A 19,643-nucleotide genomic window follows, 5' to 3' on the forward strand; every position below is an offset into this window, starting at 1 on the left:
TGCAAAGGTCTCTATGTATAATAATAATCAGTTATAACACCCAAAGGACAATCTCATGCCAGGACAAACAAAATACTTCATCAGCAACACCAACGGCTTCTTCGTCAACTGGTATTCCGATATCACCGGAGTTGAATCTCACGGACAAGCATTAAAAGCATCTGGCAATAGTGGAGACGATGCCGTCTATGTAGGACAAGGCACCAAAGTCGATGCAACAGGGCTTACTTCAACAGGTGGCAATGATTCAATTTATTTAACCGGCACTTTTAACAACTACGAACAAACACTAGATGGCAATACCTACACCTTCAAAAGAACTGTTAATATTAACGGTACTGGATACCAAGAAGAAGTCTCCTTCACAGCCTCTAATGGCGATAGGGTTTATTTTGCAGATGGTTTTGTTAAGATTGATATAACCGGCAATGACGGGCTATTAAATTTAAATACAGGCGCTTTTAAGAGAATTGAATCCACTGATATTGACAACAGTGAGTCAACTCCAGGTTTGGGGATTGGTTTAAGCATTACTGATGACAAGTCCGACACCGCTAAAGTTGGTGAAGTTATTACCTATACCTTTACTTTTGATGAAGCAGTTACAGATTTTGATATAAATGATATTACAGTTACAGGCGGTACAAAAGGTACTTTTACCTCTGTTAATGGTAGTGAAAGTGTCTATACTTTAGAACTAACCCCTCCTGCAAACAGTAAAGGCATAATAAGCCTTACAGTTGCCGTTGATGCTGCTACTTCTAAAGTTAACACAGCACTAAAATCAGCTGCTGCCAGCAATAATCAAAGTTTTGATACTCAAGCCCCAACTTTGATTATCAGCGATGACAAGGCTGATGCTTTAACCCTTAAAACTGGCGATACAATCACCTATACCTTTACCTTTAGTGAAGCAGTAACAGGTTTTGACAAAAGCGTTATCAACATCAGCAATGGTGCTATTAAGACAGGTACTGACTTAATTGCCAGCACAACACCTGCTGATGCAGGTAAAGTCTATACCTTAACTGTTGTACCTAGCAGTGACCTAGATGTAGGTTCTAACTTAACAGTGTCAGTGTCTGCTAATCCTGCAATTACAGACAGTGCGGGCAATGCTTACAGCACAACAGCAGCAAATAACGAGCAAGCAATTGACACCAAAGCCCCAGTAGCAGCACTCAGTGGCAATATGGCACCTAATGCAAACTTAACGATGACCTTTTTAGAGGCAGTTACAATAAACACAGCAGGCAGTATTGTCATTTATGATAAAGCCAACTCTGACACTCTTATTACGATTGATATAGCTAACCAAGTTAGCCTTGATAGCACCAAAAAAATTATCACTATTAATCCAGGTAGTGATTTAATAGTCAATAAGAATTACTATGTCAAAATTGATGCAGGCACTTTTAAAGATACTGCAGGTAATAATTATGAGGGTATTGACAGCAATAGTGGTTGGGGCTTTCTGGTTTCTTCATTCACCACCACAGCACAATGGGTAGATGCAAGTGGCAACTCTGTTAGCGACAATGGCATCAATGCCAGTGAATCTAGCACACTTGCCATTCAAGGCACATTAACAAATTCTGGCGGTGCAGCAGGCGTTGTTATCAGTGCTATTACATTTAAAGCAGCCAGTGGAACAGCCAATGACAAAGTTGTAGATACCAGTAACCTACCCACTTTTGCATCTGCCAATGGTACCGAATGGACATTAGCCAATAGTAAAATACCGGCTTTAGTCAGTGGCGAGACCTACACAATTGAAATAAATTTATCTTCAACAGGCGGCGGCACAAGCACAGGTGGCAATACCACCCCTGTTCTAATTGACACCATAGCCCCAACCATAACAGACTGGGCAGTCAATTCACCAACAGATGGACAATCAGGCTTTAAAGTAGGTGATGTTATTGAGCTAACCATGACAACTAATGAAGCACTCTCGTTAAGCAATGCTACCAGTAGCAAAGTGACCATTGGTAATAAGGAATTTACACTAGATACCGGCAAAGGTGCCGCCAAAGCATGGGCATCAGCAGATGAATTAAAACAATTATTCTTTACCTACACTGTTAAAGTCGATGATAGCGTTAGTAAAGCAGATTTTGAGATTACCAGTGCAAGTGCAATTGCCTTAACAGGAGTAACCGATGCAGTAGGTAATATAGTTACCACCACAGGCACTTATCCTATTGAATTAGACCGTAATGTTGATGGTGTTGTACCAACTATTGGAGACATTACACTAAACTGGGGAGATATTTTAAACGCTATTGAAGACAACAGCAATGGCACTGTAACAGTTGCTACAACTGGTGTAGAAAACAATCAAGAAGTCTCACTAGTTATTAACCAAAAAACTTATACAGGCACTGTTACCAGCAATAGTGCAACCATTACTGTTGCAGCCACAGATTTACAAGCATTAACCCATGGGCAAACTTACAGCTATAAAGTCAATATAAAAGATACTGCTGGTAACCCAGCGATAGAGAAAATAGGTGATTTTAAAGTTGATACGGTTGCACCAACTGTAACCATTACTGACAATGAAGACGCTACAGCCGAAGCACTTTCTACCACAATCGCTTGGATAGGTGCCGATGATAACTACATTAATGATAGTGAAAAAGACGCAACCGCACTCTCAGGCAAAGTAACTGGAATAGGTACTTTAACGATTACCAAAATTGAGTTTTTTGAAGGTAGTAATACAGTAGGCACAGCAATAACTTCAGGATTACCAGCTGTTGCAGCTGACGGCACTTGGGCACTCGCACATTCTGCTATGCCATCTGAATTAGCCGATGGAAAAACCTACACGGCTGTAGTAACGCTTAGTGATGGCACCAATTCAGCAATTAGCACTAGCACAGCAGTAACTTATGACACCATTAACCCAACCCCAATCACGACCAATCCATGGACTTTAAGCGATATTCCAGCAGGACAATCTGCTTTTAAGACAGGCGATGTTATCAGCCTAACACTGACAATGAGCGAGACCTTGAAACTTAATAACACCACAGGCTCTAAAGTGGTCATTGCAGGTAAAGACTTTGTTTTGGATAAAACTGCCTCTACAACTGCAGGTGATAAGAAACTGGTGTTTAAATATAGCGTTCAAGCTGGGGATAGCATTGCCGCTACAGACTTTGATATTGACAACCCAACAAGCGATATTACGCTAAATAATATAACAGATGTCGCAGGTAATGCACCAGTATTTACCGCTGATAGAGTAGTGTTGGCTAAGACTAAGCTTGAGTATATTGAAAAAACAGGTTTGGGCAATAATCCTTTTAATGGCATTGATGTGGGAGGTTATTCCACGCCAATCTTGGCTGATATTGACGGCGATGGCGACCTAGATTTGGTGGTGGGTGAGAAGTATGGCACCCTTAAATACTATCAAAATACAGGCACTACTTCTAACCCTGCTTATGAAGCAAAAACTGGAGATGACAATCCTTTTAATAGCATTAATGTGGGGATTTATTCCGGACCAACCCTAGCCGATATTGACGGCGATGGCGACCTAGATTTGGTGATGGGTGAGGCTTATGGCACCCTTAAATACTATCAAAATACAGGCACTACTTCTAACCCTGCTTATGAAGTAAAAACTGGAGGTAGCAATCCTTTTAATAGCATTGATGTGGGGGATTTTTCCAAACCAACCCTAGCCGATATTGACGGCGATGGCGACCTGGATTTAGTGATGGGTGAAGGTAATGGCACCCTTAAATACTATCAAAACACAGGCACTACTTCTAACCCTGCTTATGAAGCAAAAACTGGAGATGACAATCCTTTTAATGGCATTGATGTGGGGTATTATTCCACACCAACCTTGGCTGATATTGATGGCGATGGTGATCTAGATTTGGTAGTGGGTGAGGTTTATGGCACCCTTAAATACTATCAAAATACAGGCACTACTTCTAACCCTGCTTATGAAGCAAAAACTGGAGGTAGCAATCCTTTTAATGGCATTGATGTGGGGGAATTTTTCGCACCAACCCTAGCCGATATTGACGGCGATGGCGACCTGGATTTGGTGGTGGGTAAGAATGATGGCACCCTTAAATATTATTACAATCAACAATCTTTTTTTGTAGATGGACAAGCGCCAACTCTAACAACACAAGCCAGCGTTATCTTAGAGGAAACCTCAGATCTAGTGCTTGACTTTAGTGAACATATTAAAGCAGGTACGGGCAATATTCTCATCAAGAATAGTAGCGATGTAACAGTAGCAACGATTAATATCGCTAGTGATACAAATAAATTTAGCATTACCAATGATAAACTTACTATTGATGTATCAGCATTAGGTTTAACCAATAATAAACTTACCGTAGGCAGTTACTATTTAGAAATGAACTCTGGTGCTATAACGGATATGTCAGGCAACGATGCACTGGGTATTGCTAAAAACAGCAACCAATGGGCATTTGAAATCATCGTCCTTACTACCGACATTGTTTGGGCAGGTGCCGATGATAATTACATTAATAATAACGAGAAAGATGCAACCACACTCTCAGGCACAGTAGCGGGAGCAGGTACCTTATCTATTACTAAGATTGAATTTTTTGAAGGCAGTAATTCAGTAGCCACAGTTTCAAGTTTGCCAACCATTGCGGATGATAAAACTTGGACACTGGCACATGCCAATATGCCATCTGAATTAGCCGATGGAAAAACCTACACGGCTGTAGTAACGCTTAGTGATGGCACCAATTCAGCAATTAGCACTAGCACAGCAGTAACTTATGACACCATTAACCCAACCCCAATCACGACCAATCCATGGACTTTAAGCGATATTCCAGCAGGACAATCTGCTTTTAAGCTAGGGGATGTTATCAGCCTAACACTGACAATGAGTGAGACCTTGAAACTTAATAACACCACAGGCTCTAAAGTGGTCATTGCAGGCAAAGACTTTGTTTTGGATAAAACTGCCTCTACAACTGCAGGTGATAAGAAACTGGTGTTTAAATATAGTGTTCAAGCTGGAGATAGCATTGCCGCTACAGACTTTGATATTGACAATCCAACAAGCGATATTACGCTAAATAATATAACAGATGTCGCAGGTAATGCACCAGTATTTACCGCTGATAGAGTAGTGTTGACTAAGCTTGAGTATATTGAAAAAACAGGTTCGGGCAATAATCCTTTTGAGGGTATTGATGTGGGGAATGCTTCTGCGCCAACCCTGGCTGATATTGACGGCGATGGCGACCTGGATTTAGTGATGGGTGAAGGTAATGCCACCCTTAAATACTATCAAAATACAGGCACTACTTCTAACCCTGCTTATGAAGCAAAAACTGGAGATGACAATCCTTTTAATGGCATTAATGCGGGATATTCTTCCTCACCAATCCTAGTCGATATTGACGGCGATGGCGACCTAGATTTGGTGGTGGGTGAAGGTAATGGCACCCTTAAATACTATCAAAACACAGGCACTACTTCTAACCCTGCTTATGAAGCAAAAACTGGAGATGACAATCCTTTTAATGGCATTGATGTGGGGTATGTTTCTGCGCCAAACTTGGCTGATATTGATGGCGATGGCGACCTAGATTTGGTGGTGGGTGAGGGTAATGGCACCCTTAAATACTATCAAAATACAGGCACTACTTCTAGCCCTGCTTATGAAGTAAAAACTGGAGGTAGCAATCCTTTTAATAGCATTGATGTGGGGAATTCTTCCAAACCAACCCTAGCCGATATTGACGGCGATGGCGACCTAGATTTGGTGGTGGGTGAGAGGAATGGCACCCTTAAATACTATCAAAATACAGGCACTACTTCTAGCCCTGCTTATGAAGTAAAAACTGGAGGCAATAATCCTTTTAATGGCATTGATGTGGGAGGTTATTCCTCACCAACCCTAGCCGATATTGACGGCGATGGCGACCTAGATTTGGTGGTGGGTAAGGATGATGGCACCCTTAAATACTACTACAATCAACAACCTTCTTCTGTAGATGAACAAGCCCCAACTCCAACGGCTACTAACTCATGGACTCTAAGCAATATTCCAGCAGGACAATCTGCTTTTAAGACAGGCGATGTTATCAGCCTAACACTGACAATGAGTGAGACCTTGAAACTTAATAACACCACAGGCTCTAAAGTAGTCATTGCAGGCAAAGACTTTGTTTTGGATAAAACTGCCTCTAGAACTGCAGGTGATAAGAAACTGGTGTTTAAATATAGTGTTCAAGCTGGAGATAGCATTGCCGCTACAGACTTTGATATTGACAATCCAACAAGCGATATTACGCTAAATAATATAACAGATGTCGCAGGTAATGCACCAGTATTTACCGCTGATAGAGTAGTGTTGGCTAAGGTTGGGTATACTGAAAAAACAGGTTCGGGCAATAATCCTTTTAATGGCATTGATGTGGGAGGTTATTCCACGCCAATCTTGGCTGATATTGACGGCGATGGCGACCTGGATTTGGTGGTGGGTGAGAATTATGGCACCCTTAAATACTGTCAAAATACAGGCACTACTTCTAACCCTGCTTATGAAGTAAAAACTGGAGATAGCAATCCTTTTAATGGCATTGATGTGGGATATTCTTCCAAACCAACCCTAGCCGATATTGACGGCGATGGCGACCTGGATTTGGTGGTGGGTGAGTTTTATGGCACCCTTAAATACTATCAAAATACAGGCACTACTTCTAACCCTGCTTATGAAGCAAAAACCGGAGATGACAATCCTTTTAATGGCATTGATGTGGGGTATTATTCCACACCAACCTTGGCTGATATTGACGGCGATAGCGACCTGGATTTGGTGGTGGGTGAGATGTATGGTACCCTTAAATACTATCAAAATACAGGCACTACTTCTAACCCTGCTTATGAAGCAAAAACTGGAGATGACAATCCTTTTAATGGCATTGATGTGGGGTATTTTTCCTCACCAACCCTAGCCGATATTGACGGCGATGGCGACCTAGATTTGGTGATGGGTGAGGTTTATGGCACCCTTAAATACTATCAAAATACAGGCACTACTTCTAACCCTACTTATGAAGCAAAAACTGGAGATGACAATCCTTTTAATGGCATTGATGCGGGATATTCTTCCAAACCAACCCTAGCCGATATTGATGGTGATGGCGACCTAGATTTGGTGGTGGGTAATGGTGGTGGCACCTTTAAATATTATTACAATCAACAATCTTTTTTTGTAGATGGACAAGCCCCAACTCCAACGGCTACTAACTCATGGACTCTAAGCAATATTCCAGCAGGACAATCTGCTTTTAAGGCAGGGGATGTTATCAGCCTAACTTTGACAATGAGTGAGACCTTGAAACTTAATAACACCACAGACTCTAAAGTGGTCATTGCAGGCAAAGACTTTGTTTTGGATAAAACCGCCTCTACAACTGCAGGTGATAAGAAACTGGTGTTTAAATATAGCGTTCAAGCTGGAGATAACATTGCCGCTACAGACTTTGATATTGACAACCCAACAAGCGATATTACGCTAAATAATATAACAGATGTCGCAGGTAATGCACCAGTATTTACCGCTGATAGAGTAGTGTTGACTAAGCTTGAGTATATTGAAAAAACAGGTTTGGGCAATAATCCTTTTGAGGGTATTGATGTGGGGTATTATTCCACACCAACCTTGGCTGATATTGATGGCGATGGTGATCTAGATTTGGTGGCGGGTAAGGATGATGGCACCCTTAAATACTATCAAAATACAGGCACTACTTCTAGCCCTGCTTATGAAGCAAAAACTGGAGGCAATAATCCTTTTAATGGCATTGATGTGGGGATTTATTCCGCACCAACCCTAGCCGATATTGACAGCGATGGTGATCTAGATTTGGTAGTGGGTGAGAATGATGGCACCCTTAAATACTATCAAAACACAGGCACTACTTCTAACCCTGCTTATGAAGCAAAAACTGGAGATGACAATCCTTTTAATGGCATTGATGTGGGGGATTCTTCCAAACCAACCCTAGCCGATATTGATGGCGATGGCGACCTAGATTTGGTGGTGGGTGAGAGTGATGGCACCCTTAAATACTATCAAAATACAGGCACTACTTCTAGCCCTGCTTATGAAGCAAAAACTGGAAATGACAATCCTTTTAATGGCATTGATGTGGGATATTCTTCCTCACCAACCCTAGCCGATATTGACGGCGATGGCGACCTGGATTTGGTGATGGGTGAGGCTTATGGCACCCTTAAATACTATCAAAATACAGGCACTACTTCTAACCCTGCTTATGAAGTAAAAACTGGAGATAGCAATCCTTTTGATGGCATTGATGTGGGGGATTATTCCGCACCAGTCCTAGCTGATATTGATGGTGATGGCGACCTAGACTTGGTGGTGGGTGAGCAGAATGGCACCCTTAAATATTATTACAATCAACAACCTTCTTCTGTAGATACTCAAGCCCCAACCCCAATCACGACCAATCCATGGACTCTAAGCGATATTCCAGCAGGACAATCTGCTTTTAAGACAGGCGATGTTATCAGCCTAACACTGACAATGAGCGAGACCTTGAAACTTAATAACACCACAGGCTCTAAAGTGGTCATTGCAGGCAAAGACTTTGTTTTGGATAAAACTGCCTCTACAACTGCAGGTGATAAGAAACTGGTGTTTAAATATAGCGTTCAAGCTGGAGATAGCATTGCCGCTACAGACTTTGATATTGACAATCCAACAAGCGATATTACGCTAAATAATATAACAGATGTCGCAGGTAATGCACCAGTATTTACCGCTGATAGAGTGGTGTTGACCAAGACTAAGCTTGAGTATATTGAAAAAACAGGTTCGGGCAATAATCCTTTTAATGGCATTGATGTGGGAAGTTATTCCACGCCAATCTTGGCTGATATTGACGGCGATGGCGACCTGGATTTGGTGATGGGTGAGGCTTATGGCACCCTTAAATACTATCAAAATACAGGCACTACTTTTAACCCTGCTTATGAAGTAAAAACTGGAGGTAGCAATCCTTTTAATAGCATTGATGTGGGGGATTTTTCCGCACCAACCCTGGCCGATATTGACGGCGATGGCGACCTAGATTTGGTGGTGGGTGAGTATAATGGCACCCTTAAATACTATCAAAACACAGGCACTACTTCTAACCCTGCTTATGAAGCAAAAACTGGTGATAGTAATCCTTTTGATGGCATTGATGTGGGGGATTATTCCGCACCAACCCTAGCCGATATTGACGGCGATGGCGACCTAGATTTGGTGATGGGTGAGGTTTATGGCACCCTTAAATACTATCAAAATACAGGCACTACTTCTAACCCTGCTTATGAAGCAAAAACTGGAGATGACAATCCTTTTAATGGCATTAATGTGGGATATTCTTCCTTACCAATCCTAGTCGATATTGACGGCGATGGCGACCTAGATTTGGTGGTGGGTGAGTATTATGGCACCCTTAAATACTATCAAAATACAGGCACTACTTCTAACCCTGCTTATGAAGCAAAAACTGGAGATGATAATCCTTTTAATGGCATTGATGTGGGATATTCTTCCTCACCAACCCTAGCCGATATTGACGGCGATGGCAACCTGGATTTGGTGATAGGTGAAATTGACGGCACCCTTAAATATTACTACAATCAACCACCTTCTTCTGTAGATGGACAAGTTCCAACTCTAACAACACAAGCCAGTGTTACCTTAGGTGAAACCTCAGATCTAGTGCTTGACTTTAGTGAAAATATTAAAGCAGGTACGGGCAGTATTCTCATCAAGAATAGTAGCGATGTAACAGTAGCAACTATTAATATCGCTAGTGATACAAATAAATTTAGCATTACCAATGATAAACTTACTATTGATGTATCAGCATTAGGTTTAACCAATAATAAACTTACCGTAGGCAGTTACTATTTAGAAATGAACTCTGGTGCTATAACGGATATGTCAGGCAACGATGCACTGGGTATTGCTAAAAACAGCAACCAATGGGCATTTAAAACCATCGTTCTTACTACCGACATTGTTTGGGCAGGTGCCGATGATAATTACATTAATAATAACGAGAAAGATGCAACCACACTCTCAGGCACAGTAGCGGGAGCAGGTACCTTATCTATTACTAAGATTGAATTTTTTGAAGGCAGTAATTCAGTGGCTACAGTTTCAAGTTTGCCAACCATTGCGAATGATAAAACTTGGACACTGGCACATGCCAATATGCCATCTGAATTAGCCGATGGAAAAACCTACACGGCTGTAGTAACGCTTAGTGATGGCACCAATTCAACAATTAGCACTAGCACAGCAGTAACTTATGACACCATTAACCCAATCCCAATCACGACCAATCCATGGACTCTAAGCAATATTCCAGCAGGGCAATCTGCTTTTAAGGCAGGCGATATTATCAGCCTAACACTGACAATGAGTGAGACTTTGAAACTTAATAACACCACAGGCTCTAAAGTGGTCATTGCAGGCAAAGACTTTGTTTTGGATAAAACTGCCTCTACAACTGCAGGTGATAAGAAACTGGTGTTTAAATATAGTGTTCAAGCTGGAGATAGCATTGCCGCTACAGACTTTGATATTGACAATCCAACAAGCGATATTACGCTAAATAATATAACAGATGTCGCAGGTAATGCACCAGTATTTACCGCTGATAGAGTAGTGTTGGCTAAGACTAAGCTTGAGTATATTGAAAAAACAGGTTCGGGCAATAATCCTTTTGAGGGTATTGATGTGGGGATTGTTTCTGTGCCAATCTTGGTTGATATTGACGGCGATGTCGACCTGGATTTGGTGGTGGGTGAGAATTATGGCACCCTTAAATACTATCAAAATACAGGCACTACTTCTAACCCTGCTTATGAAGTAAAAACTGGAGGTAGCAATCCTTTTAATGGCATTGATGTGGGAAATGCTGCCTCACCAACCCTAGCCGATATTGACGGCGATGGCGACCTAGATTTGGTGGTGGGTGAGAATAATGGCACCCTTAAATACTATCAAAACACAGGCACTACTTCTAACCCTGCTTATGAAGCAAAAACTGGAGATAGTAATCCTTTTAATGGCATTGATGTGGGATATTCTTCCTCACCAATCCTAGTCGATATTGACGGCGATGGCGACCTAGATTTGGTAGTGGGTGGGAATGATGGCACCCTTAAATACTATCAAAATACAGGCACTACTTCTAACCCTGCTTATGAAGCAAAAACTGGAGATGACAATCCTTTTAATGGCATTGATGCGGGATATTCTTCCTCACCAATCCTAGTCGATATTGACGGCGATGGCGACCTGGATTTGGTGGTGGGTGAGTTTTATGGCACCATTAAATACTATCAAAATACAGGTACTACTTCTAACCCTGCTTATGAAGCAAAAACTGGAGATGACAATCCTTTTAATGGCATTGATGTGGGGGATTCTTCCAAACCAACCCTAGCCGATATTGATGGCGATGGTGATCTAGATTTGGTAGTGGGTGAGGTTTATGGCACCCTTAAATACTACTACAATCAACAGCCTTCTTCTGTAGATGGACAAGTTCCAACCTTTACAGAAAAAACCAGCGATACCAATGTCTTAGGCGAGCCTTCAAATCTAGTAATTGAGTTTTCTGAAAACATCAAAACAAATGGCGGCATTGTTGAAATCTGGAATAGCGCAGAAAAAGTTGCAACTATTAGCATTACTAATGCTAATATTAGCGACACAACGCTCACTCTTAACCCAAGTAGTTTAACTTCAGGTGTTTATTACATCAAAATGGCATCAGGCGTTATAACTGACACCTCGGGTAATGACTTTGCAGGTATTGATAATACCTCAGGTAAAACTTGGGCATTTGCATATAATTTTTATATCGGCACCGATAACGCCGATACTATAACGGGTAGTGCAGGTGACGATACTATAAATGGTGGTGCAGGCAACGATACTATAAATGGCGGTGCAGGCAGTGATATTTTTGTTTATGCAAATACAGATAATGGCGAAGACACCATAACTGGCTTCATATTTGGTGCTGGCGGTGATAAATTAGATTTAAAAGATTTTATTACTGCTAGTGGTAACCAAGCGACACTTTTTGCTAATATTGATAAATATATTACAGTGTCAGATACTGGCACTGCAGGTAGTGCTAAACTAACGATTGATGCTGATGGCACGGTTACAGATGATGTTGCTGATTTGGTTATCAATCTACAAGGGGTTTCTGGTATTGGTGGCTCCCCTACTCCCGACACAGTTGCATTAGGGCACTTTATAACTGATAATCTTATTCTTGTATAAAGAGACCTTTGCATAAATATGAATAATCATCAAAACGCCATCTTTCATCAAATTACAAACTTTTTAAAAACACCCTTAGCCCTGCTAGGAGTGGATTTAAAAAATTTCCAATTTAATAAAATCTGTCATTTTGCTAATCATCCCTATTTATGCAAAGGTCTCTAAAAGGTAATTATGAGGTTTGAAAATGAGTGAATTATTTAATAGCATCAAACAAGGTTTGGGCGAGACGATTGATTTTTCTGAAGGTAAAAAATCAAAGGCTATCGTCCACGATATGAACCCACTAGATATAAACAATATTCGTGCTAATGTTGGTATGAGCCAAAATGAATTTGCTAATGCTTTTGGCGTTAGCGTCAGCACTCTGCGTCATTGGGAGCGAGGCGATAGAAATCCCCGAGGTCCGGCTTTGGTTTTGCTTAATGTGGTCGCTAAAGAACCAAGTGTTGTTTTAAGGGCTTTAAGTCATTAAATATATCAAAAAGAGACCTTTGCATAAATATGAATAATAATCACACTTTCTTTTGGTGGGTGGCTGTATCTTTCAGCGTTGCTGATTTTTGTCTGTAGGTGGTCCTTCTGTCGTTTCAACGAACGAAAAAAGAAGTTTAGCCAGGCACTCCAGTCTATTGTTGAATTGAGTGTTTTCTGCGTGCGTTGCAGGGCGAGATAATAGCCGTCTTTGTTTTTTTCAATGATGCTTTCAAGTGAGGTATAAGAAATGTATCCATAACCCGATTTCAGCATTAGTAGAGATACTAAAGCACGAGAAAGCCTGCCGTTGCCGTCTTGAAAAGGATGAATGGCTAAAAATACCAAGTTAAAAACCGCAATCACAATCAATGGGTGATAGCTTTTGTCATTCAAAGTTTCCCGAGTCCAATAAATCAATTCTTGCATTTTGTTCGGCGTGTCAAAAGCCGATGTCGTTGCAAAAACCACACCCGAACTTTTACCCAGCCCATCAAAAGCCTCAACATTGTTGGTGTGTTTTTTATACTCACCACGGTGGCGAGTATCTTTGTCTGAGTGTTTAAGTAAAATAATATGCAGTTGCTTGATATAGTTTTCACTGATTTTAATATACTCAGAATTAGCAAAGATGGTTTCCATTACCTCAGAATAACCTGCCACCTCTTGCTCGTCCCGATGAGAAAAAGACTGATTTTTAACCTCACCAAGTAGAGTTTCAATCTCGCTATCAGTTAGTTTTGAGCCTTCAATATATGTCTAGAGACCTTTGCATAAATAGGGATGATTAGCAAAATGACAGATTTTATTAAATTGGAAATTTTTTAAATCCACTCCTAGCAGGGCTAAGGGTGTTTTTAAAAAGTTTGTAATTTGATGAAAGATGGCGTTTTGATGATTATTCATATTTATGCAAAGGTCTCGTCTAGTTTTAAACCTAATAAATCACTGCCATAAGTGGCTAAATAATAAAATTTATTTTTGGGAAAACTTCGGTTTTTAATGATACATATGTCTATATCTAATAAAGATATTGAGATGGGGACGCATTAAACCCCATATTGCTGACGATACCCTTCAATACGCGCAATCAATGACGGGTCATCCCCCTGTTTAAGATAATCAATAATATCGGCAAGGCAAATAATACTCAGCACTGTCAAACCAAAATCTCGCTCCACTTCCTGAATGGCAGACTGCTCACCTTTGCCCTTTTCTTGCCTATCCAAGGCAACAATCACGCCTTTGGCATTCGCCCCATTGGCTGCAATAATATCCATCGCCTCACGAATTGCCGTCCCTGCGGTAATTACATCGTCAATAATTAAAATATTGCCTGTCAGTGCATGACCCACAATATTGCCTCCCTCTCCATGAGTTTTGGCTTCTTTGCGGTTAAAACTATAAGGCATATTTCTATCAAAACTGTCATTCAACGCCATTGCAGTCGCTGTTGCCAAGGGAATGCCTTTATAAGCAGGGCCAAATAAAACATCAAAGTCCATTTTACTGTCCTCAATTGCTTGCGCATAAAAACGACCGAGTTGCGAAAGATGTTTGCCCTGATTGAATAGTCCTGCGTTGAAAAAATAAGGGCTAATACGCCCCGATTTCAGTTCAAACTCGCCAAATTTCAACGCGCCCACTTCTAAAACGAAATTAATAAAGTCTTTTTTGTAATCTTTCATCGTATTTAATCAGTAAAATTTAAGTATGAAAATTATAACAGTCAATGTCAACGGAATTCGAGCAGCTGAAAAAAAAGGTTTTTTTGAATGGTTAAAAAAAGAAAATGCTGATGTGGTTTGCTTGCAAGAAATCAAAGCACAAGAAGACCAGTTAGACGAGCGATTTTATCCCAAAGAATACCACTGCTATTATCACCCTGCCGAGAAAAAAGGCTATTCGGGTACAGCAATTTTTAGTAAGAAGAAACCCAATAAAATCATCAAAAAAACCAACTGGGAAACCATAGATTTTGAAGGTCGCCTTATCCAAGCTGATTTTGATGATTTGTCCGTCGTTTCCATTTATGTCCATTCTGGTAGCGCTAAACAAGAACGCCAAGATATAAAAATGGCATTCTTAACCCAACGCTTTATGCCGTATCTCAAGCAATTAAAAGCCGATGGTAAAAAAGTCATCCTCTGTGGCGATGTCAATATCGTTCATCAAAAACGCGACATCAAAAACTTCACTGGCAACAAAAACCGCTCGGGTTGCCTCCCCGAAGAACGCGCCTACCTCGATGAATTATTTAATCAAATCGGCTTCATCGATGCCTTCCGTGCGGTCAATCAAGAAGATCATCAATACACTTGGTGGAGCAATCGCGGACAGGCGTGGGCAAATAATACAGGCTGGCGTATCGACTACCAAATCCTCACACCGAATTTGCAAGGCACGGTTAAAAATACCCGTATTTATAAAGAGGAACGCTTTTCTGACCACGCGCCATTGATTATGGAATATCAATTATGAGTACAATCGTTAGTGGATATATTAATCAAATTGCTGAACAATCTTCAGAGAGTAAAAGATACATTTATCGAGGGCAATCAAAAATCTACGATGGCATTACCTCAACAGCAAAGAGGCGTTTTAAACACTCAGATCTCACGCCTAACGAAGATGAATATTTTGAATATCATACAAATTTGATTAAAGATGCTAGAAGTTATCGCTATGGTCAAGAATCAGAATTAAACGACACAGAATTATTGATTGATTTACAGCACTACGGTGCGGCAACAGGGCTGATTGATTTTAGTGAAGATTTGTTAATTGCTTTGTGGTTTGCTTGCGATAAGCCTGATGAAAATGGCAAAGTATTTTTCCTTGATGTGTGGACAGATCAATTTGAACACTTAGTTTCTGGAGGTGATTTATTTAAAGAAAAAGAAAAAGAAAAAGATAAAACCAAACCTCCACACTACTATTTACATACAAATTTTAAGAGTAATGCACGCATTTCTGCTCAAAAAGGTGTGTTCATATTTGGCTATCAGGATATTGATATTGATAATGTAGCATCTATTACGATTAAGAAAGAGGATAAAGTCTTTATTCGGCAAGAATTAAAACAATATTTTAACATTGAAGAAAAAACTCTATTCCAAGATATTTATGGGTTTGCTCAAGTAAACAACACAAAACACAAACTCAGCATAAAAACAGAATCAGATTATTTTCAAGAAGCCTATGAGGAAGACAATGCGGAGCAAGCAATAGTGCTTTATCAAAAAGCCATTGGAATTAAGCCTGATGATGCGGCTTATTACAATATGGGGAATGCTTATGGTGAGTTAGGGGAATACCAAAAGGCAATTAATGCCTATCAAAAAGCCATTGAAATTAAGCTTGATATGCATGAGGCTTATAACAATATGGGGAATGCCTATAATGAGTTAAAGAAATACCAAAAAGCAATTAATGCCTGTCAAAAAGCCATTGAGATTAAACCCGATAATCATGAGGCTTATAACAATATGGGGAATGCTTATAATGGGTTAAAGGAATACCAGAAAGCAATTAATATCTATCAAAAAGCCATTGAGATTAAGCCTAATGATATGGCTTATTACAATATGGGGGTTGTTTATAAAGAGTTGAAGGAATACCAAAAGGCAATTAATGCCTATCAAAAAGCCATTGAGATTAAGCCTAATGATGTGGCTTATAACAATATGGGGGATGCTTATGATGAGTTGAAGGAATACCAAAAGGCAATTAAAGCCTATCAAAAAGGCATTGAGATTAAGCCTAATGATGTGGCTTATAACAATATGGGGAATGCTTATGATGAGTTGAAGGAATACCAAAAGGCAATTAATGCCTATCAAAAAGCCATTGAGATTAAGCCTGATTATGATATAGCTTATTACAATATGGGGAATGCTTATAATAAGTTAAAGGAATACCAGAAAGCAATTAATGTCTATCAAAAAGCCATTGAGATTAAGCCTAATGATATGGCTTATTACAATATGGGGGTTGTTTATAAAGAGTTGAAGGAATACCAAAAGGCAATTAATGCCTATCAAAAAGCCATTGAGATTAAACCCGATAATCATGAGGCTTATTACAATATGGGGAATGCTTATGGTAAATTAGGGGAATACCAAAAGGAAATTAATGCCTATCAAAAAGCCATTGAGATTAAACCCGATAATAATGAGGCTTATAACAGTATGGGGGTTGCTTATAAAGAGTTGAAGGAATACCAAAAGGCAATTAATGCCTATCAAAAAGCCATTGAGATTAAACCCGATAATCATGGGGCTTATTACAATATGGGGAATGCTTATGGTGAGTTAAAGGAATACCAAAAAGCAATTAATGCCTATCAAAAAGCCAGTGCAATTTTTCCTAGCCTCATTGATTACGCCAAAAAACAAAATTTTGATTTGCTAGAAAGTTACATCAACAATCTTGACGACTCGCCTGTCAAGCAACAAAACTTATTTATCTTAAATCAACTAAAAGGCCATGACTAACCTACGAAAAATCCAAAGTTTTGTGCGTCGTTCAGGTCGATTGACACTGGGGCAAAAGGCGGGGTTAACGGAGTTTTGGGGGGATTATGGTGTGGATTTGCCAGAAGGCAATATTGATTTGGATGCTTTGTTTGTTAAACGGCAGCAGGTTGTTTTGGAAATTGGATTTGGTAATGGGGACAGTTTGCTGGAGATGGCGATTAACACACCTGATAGGAATTTTTTGGGTATTGAGGTGTATGAGGCGGGTATTGGCAGGCTGATTAATGAGGCACATAAACACCAATTACGCAATTTAAAAATTATTCAAGCGGATGCAGTTGAGGTTTTAATCCAGCATATAGAGAATGACAGTTTTGATACTTTTCAACTTTTTTTTCCTGACCCGTGGCATAAGAAAAAACACCACAAACGACGCATTGTTAATCCTGATTTTTTGGATATATTATCGCAAAAGGTCAAACCGGGTGGACGGATTCATATGGCGACTGATTGGGAACATTATGCCATTGCGATGCTGGCAACTTTAGAAAATCACCCCGACTTTAAAAACACGCAAAGCGACCCTATCTATTCACCAAGACCGGACTATCGCCCGATGACCAAATTTGAAAAACGCGGTAAACGATTGGGACACGGTGTTTGGGATTTAATTTTTATTAACGAGGCAGGCTAATGTTATTTTTAATTTTTGTTATATCAACTACTTTGGAATTAATGGTGCTAATTGAAGTTGGCGGATCAATTGGCACGGGCAATACGATTTTGTTGATTATCTTGACGGCTTTTATTGGCTCATATTTATTGAAACAACAGGGGTTTTCTACCTTACAAAAAGTGCAAATAGCAACGATGGAAGGTAAAAATCCTTCGTTTGAAATGTTAGAAGGTGTGGTTATTATGGTGTCGGGAATTTTGCTTTTAACTCCTGGGTTTATTACTGATAGTATTGGACTATTGGGATTAATGCCTTGGAGTAGGGCATTCTTTTTAAAACATTTTTTAGAAAAAAATGCAAATAAGGTTTTTACCGCGACACAGAGACAAAAACCGCAACAAAATCAAAAAACAATGAAAAGTGAAAAAACTATTGAAGGCGAATTTTGGGAAGAATGAAAACGCTGGATGAGTGGCTAGATTATCAAGAAAATCTACATACAAAAAAGATTGATTTGGGGCTAGAACGCATCCAAAAAGTTTATCAAAAACTGTTTCCAAATGGGGTTAATTTTAAAGTTATTACTGTTGCAGGCACAAATGGTAAAGGTTCTACCATTGCTTTTATTGACAGTATTTATCAACAGGTAAACATTAAAGTTGCCTCGTTTACCTCTCCGCATATTATTCAATATAATGAACGATTTATTATCAACGGCGTGCAAGCCAGCGATGCACAAATATGCGATGCATTTGCACAAATTGAACAAACAAGAGGAATGACTTCTTTAACCTATTTTGAATTTTCAACCTTGGCAGCACTACTTATTTTCACCCATCAAAAAGTAGCAGTAGCAATATTAGAAGTTGGACTTGGTGGGCGCCTAGATTCAGTCAATGTGGTGGACAATGATGTGGCTGTAATTAGCAGTATTGATATTGATCACGCTGATTATTTGGGTAACACGCGTGAAAGTATTGGCTTGGAAAAAGCGGGCATTATGCGTCCGAATATGCCGTGTATTTGTGGCGATACAAACCCACCAAAAACGATAGTGCAATACGCTCAGGAAATTGGTGCGTTGCTGACATTTGTCAATGCACCTTATCTTGGTAATATCGGCTTACAGGGTGAGCATCAAAAACGCAATGCGGCATTAGCGATTGAAGCGGTTAATCAATTGCACACCCTCCCCTTTAATCAAGTATCTGCTGGTATTTCCAATGCTAAATTAGTAGGTCGCTTTCAAGTCAAAAGCAAAAGTGATAAGACAATTGTATTAGATGTCGCTCACAACCCGGCAGCAGTTCAAGCATTAACTGATACGCTCCAATGCAATCAACAACCGACGATTGCGATTTTTTGCGTCTTAGAGGACAAAAATATTGAAGAAATGATTGATATTATTTCCCCATCAATTGACGAATGGCTATTAGTCCCATTAAATACTGGGCGTGCAATTTCTATGCAAAATTTAATTCAAAAATTTAGTCTGTTAAATAAAGTCAAAGTTTACAAGGATATGCCATCCGCCCTTCATCAGGCACTAAATGCAAATCGAGTTAAACGCATTGTAATTTTTGGCTCTTTTTATGTTGTTACCGATGCACTCAAAGTGTTGTAAAATTAACTTTGATAAAAAAAACAACTAAAGGGC

Annotated in this window: 11 protein-coding genes; 8 read left to right on the forward strand and 3 right to left on the reverse strand. The window is 39.9% G+C overall.

What is annotated here, in order from left to right:
* Nucleotides 1-55 precede the first annotated feature (55 nt).
* From AB8525_RS04750 to nadS, 3 genes are read left to right on the forward strand one after another with little or no spacing between them, the layout of a single operon-like run.
* Nucleotides 56-12,358, forward strand: a complete 12,303-nt coding sequence (locus tag AB8525_RS04750; protein ID WP_369178915.1) for an FG-GAP-like repeat-containing protein — start codon at nt 56-58, stop codon at nt 12,356-12,358.
* Between the two features lie 18 nt (nt 12,359-12,376).
* Complete coding sequence (locus AB8525_RS04755; RefSeq protein WP_369149988.1) at nt 12,377-12,523, forward strand: hypothetical protein; 147 nt, start codon at nt 12,377-12,379, stop codon at nt 12,521-12,523.
* 22 nt (nt 12,524-12,545) lie between these two features.
* Nucleotides 12,546-12,833, forward strand: a complete 288-nt coding sequence (gene nadS / locus AB8525_RS04760; protein ID WP_369152938.1) for a NadS family protein — start codon at nt 12,546-12,548, stop codon at nt 12,831-12,833.
* Between the two features lie 5 nt (nt 12,834-12,838).
* Here nadS and AB8525_RS04765 read toward each other — a convergent pair whose 3' ends face one another.
* The 3 genes from AB8525_RS04765 to pyrE form a co-directional block, all read right to left on the reverse strand.
* Nucleotides 12,839-13,495 (reverse strand): Fic family protein, encoded by a 657-nt coding sequence (locus AB8525_RS04765; RefSeq protein ID WP_369178917.1) that lies wholly within the window; start codon nt 13,493-13,495, stop codon nt 12,839-12,841.
* A gap of 96 nt (nt 13,496-13,591) precedes the next feature.
* The gene (locus AB8525_RS04770; protein WP_369149988.1) at nt 13,592-13,738 is read right to left on the reverse strand and encodes a hypothetical protein; all 147 of its coding nucleotides are present in this window, start codon (nt 13,736-13,738) and stop codon (nt 13,592-13,594) included.
* Between the two features lie 143 nt (nt 13,739-13,881).
* Nucleotides 13,882-14,520 (reverse strand): orotate phosphoribosyltransferase, encoded by a 639-nt coding sequence (gene pyrE / locus AB8525_RS04775; RefSeq protein ID WP_369178919.1) that lies wholly within the window; start codon nt 14,518-14,520, stop codon nt 13,882-13,884.
* A gap of 25 nt (nt 14,521-14,545) precedes the next feature.
* Here pyrE and AB8525_RS04780 point away from each other — a divergent pair, with 25 nt between their 5' ends.
* The 5 genes from AB8525_RS04780 to AB8525_RS04800 are packed head-to-tail and all read left to right on the forward strand — an operon-like array spanning nt 14,546 to nt 19,610.
* On the forward strand, nt 14,546-15,313 hold the full coding sequence (locus AB8525_RS04780) for an exodeoxyribonuclease III (RefSeq protein WP_369178921.1): 768 nt from the start codon (nt 14,546-14,548) through the stop codon (nt 15,311-15,313).
* Complete coding sequence (locus AB8525_RS04785; RefSeq protein WP_369178923.1) at nt 15,310-17,328, forward strand: tetratricopeptide repeat protein; 2,019 nt, start codon at nt 15,310-15,312, stop codon at nt 17,326-17,328. Before AB8525_RS04780 ends, AB8525_RS04785 begins: the two co-directional genes overlap by 4 nt.
* Nucleotides 17,321-18,004 (forward strand): tRNA (guanosine(46)-N7)-methyltransferase TrmB, encoded by a 684-nt coding sequence (gene trmB / locus AB8525_RS04790; RefSeq protein WP_369178925.1) that lies wholly within the window; start codon nt 17,321-17,323, stop codon nt 18,002-18,004. The genes AB8525_RS04785 and trmB overlap by 8 nt, the downstream gene beginning before the upstream one ends.
* Nucleotides 18,004-18,444: an FxsA family protein gene (locus tag AB8525_RS04795; protein ID WP_369152949.1), complete on the forward strand. Its 441-nt coding sequence runs from the start codon at nt 18,004-18,006 to the stop codon at nt 18,442-18,444. Before trmB ends, AB8525_RS04795 begins: the two co-directional genes overlap by 1 nt.
* The gene (locus AB8525_RS04800; protein ID WP_369178927.1) at nt 18,441-19,610 is read left to right on the forward strand and encodes a folylpolyglutamate synthase/dihydrofolate synthase family protein; all 1,170 of its coding nucleotides are present in this window, start codon (nt 18,441-18,443) and stop codon (nt 19,608-19,610) included. Before AB8525_RS04795 ends, AB8525_RS04800 begins: the two co-directional genes overlap by 4 nt.
* Nucleotides 19,611-19,643 lie beyond the last annotated feature (33 nt).

Source organism: Candidatus Thiodubiliella endoseptemdiera, assembly GCF_964212635.1.
Classification (GTDB): Bacteria; Pseudomonadota; Gammaproteobacteria; order PS1; family Pseudothioglobaceae; genus Thiodubiliella; species Thiodubiliella endoseptemdiera.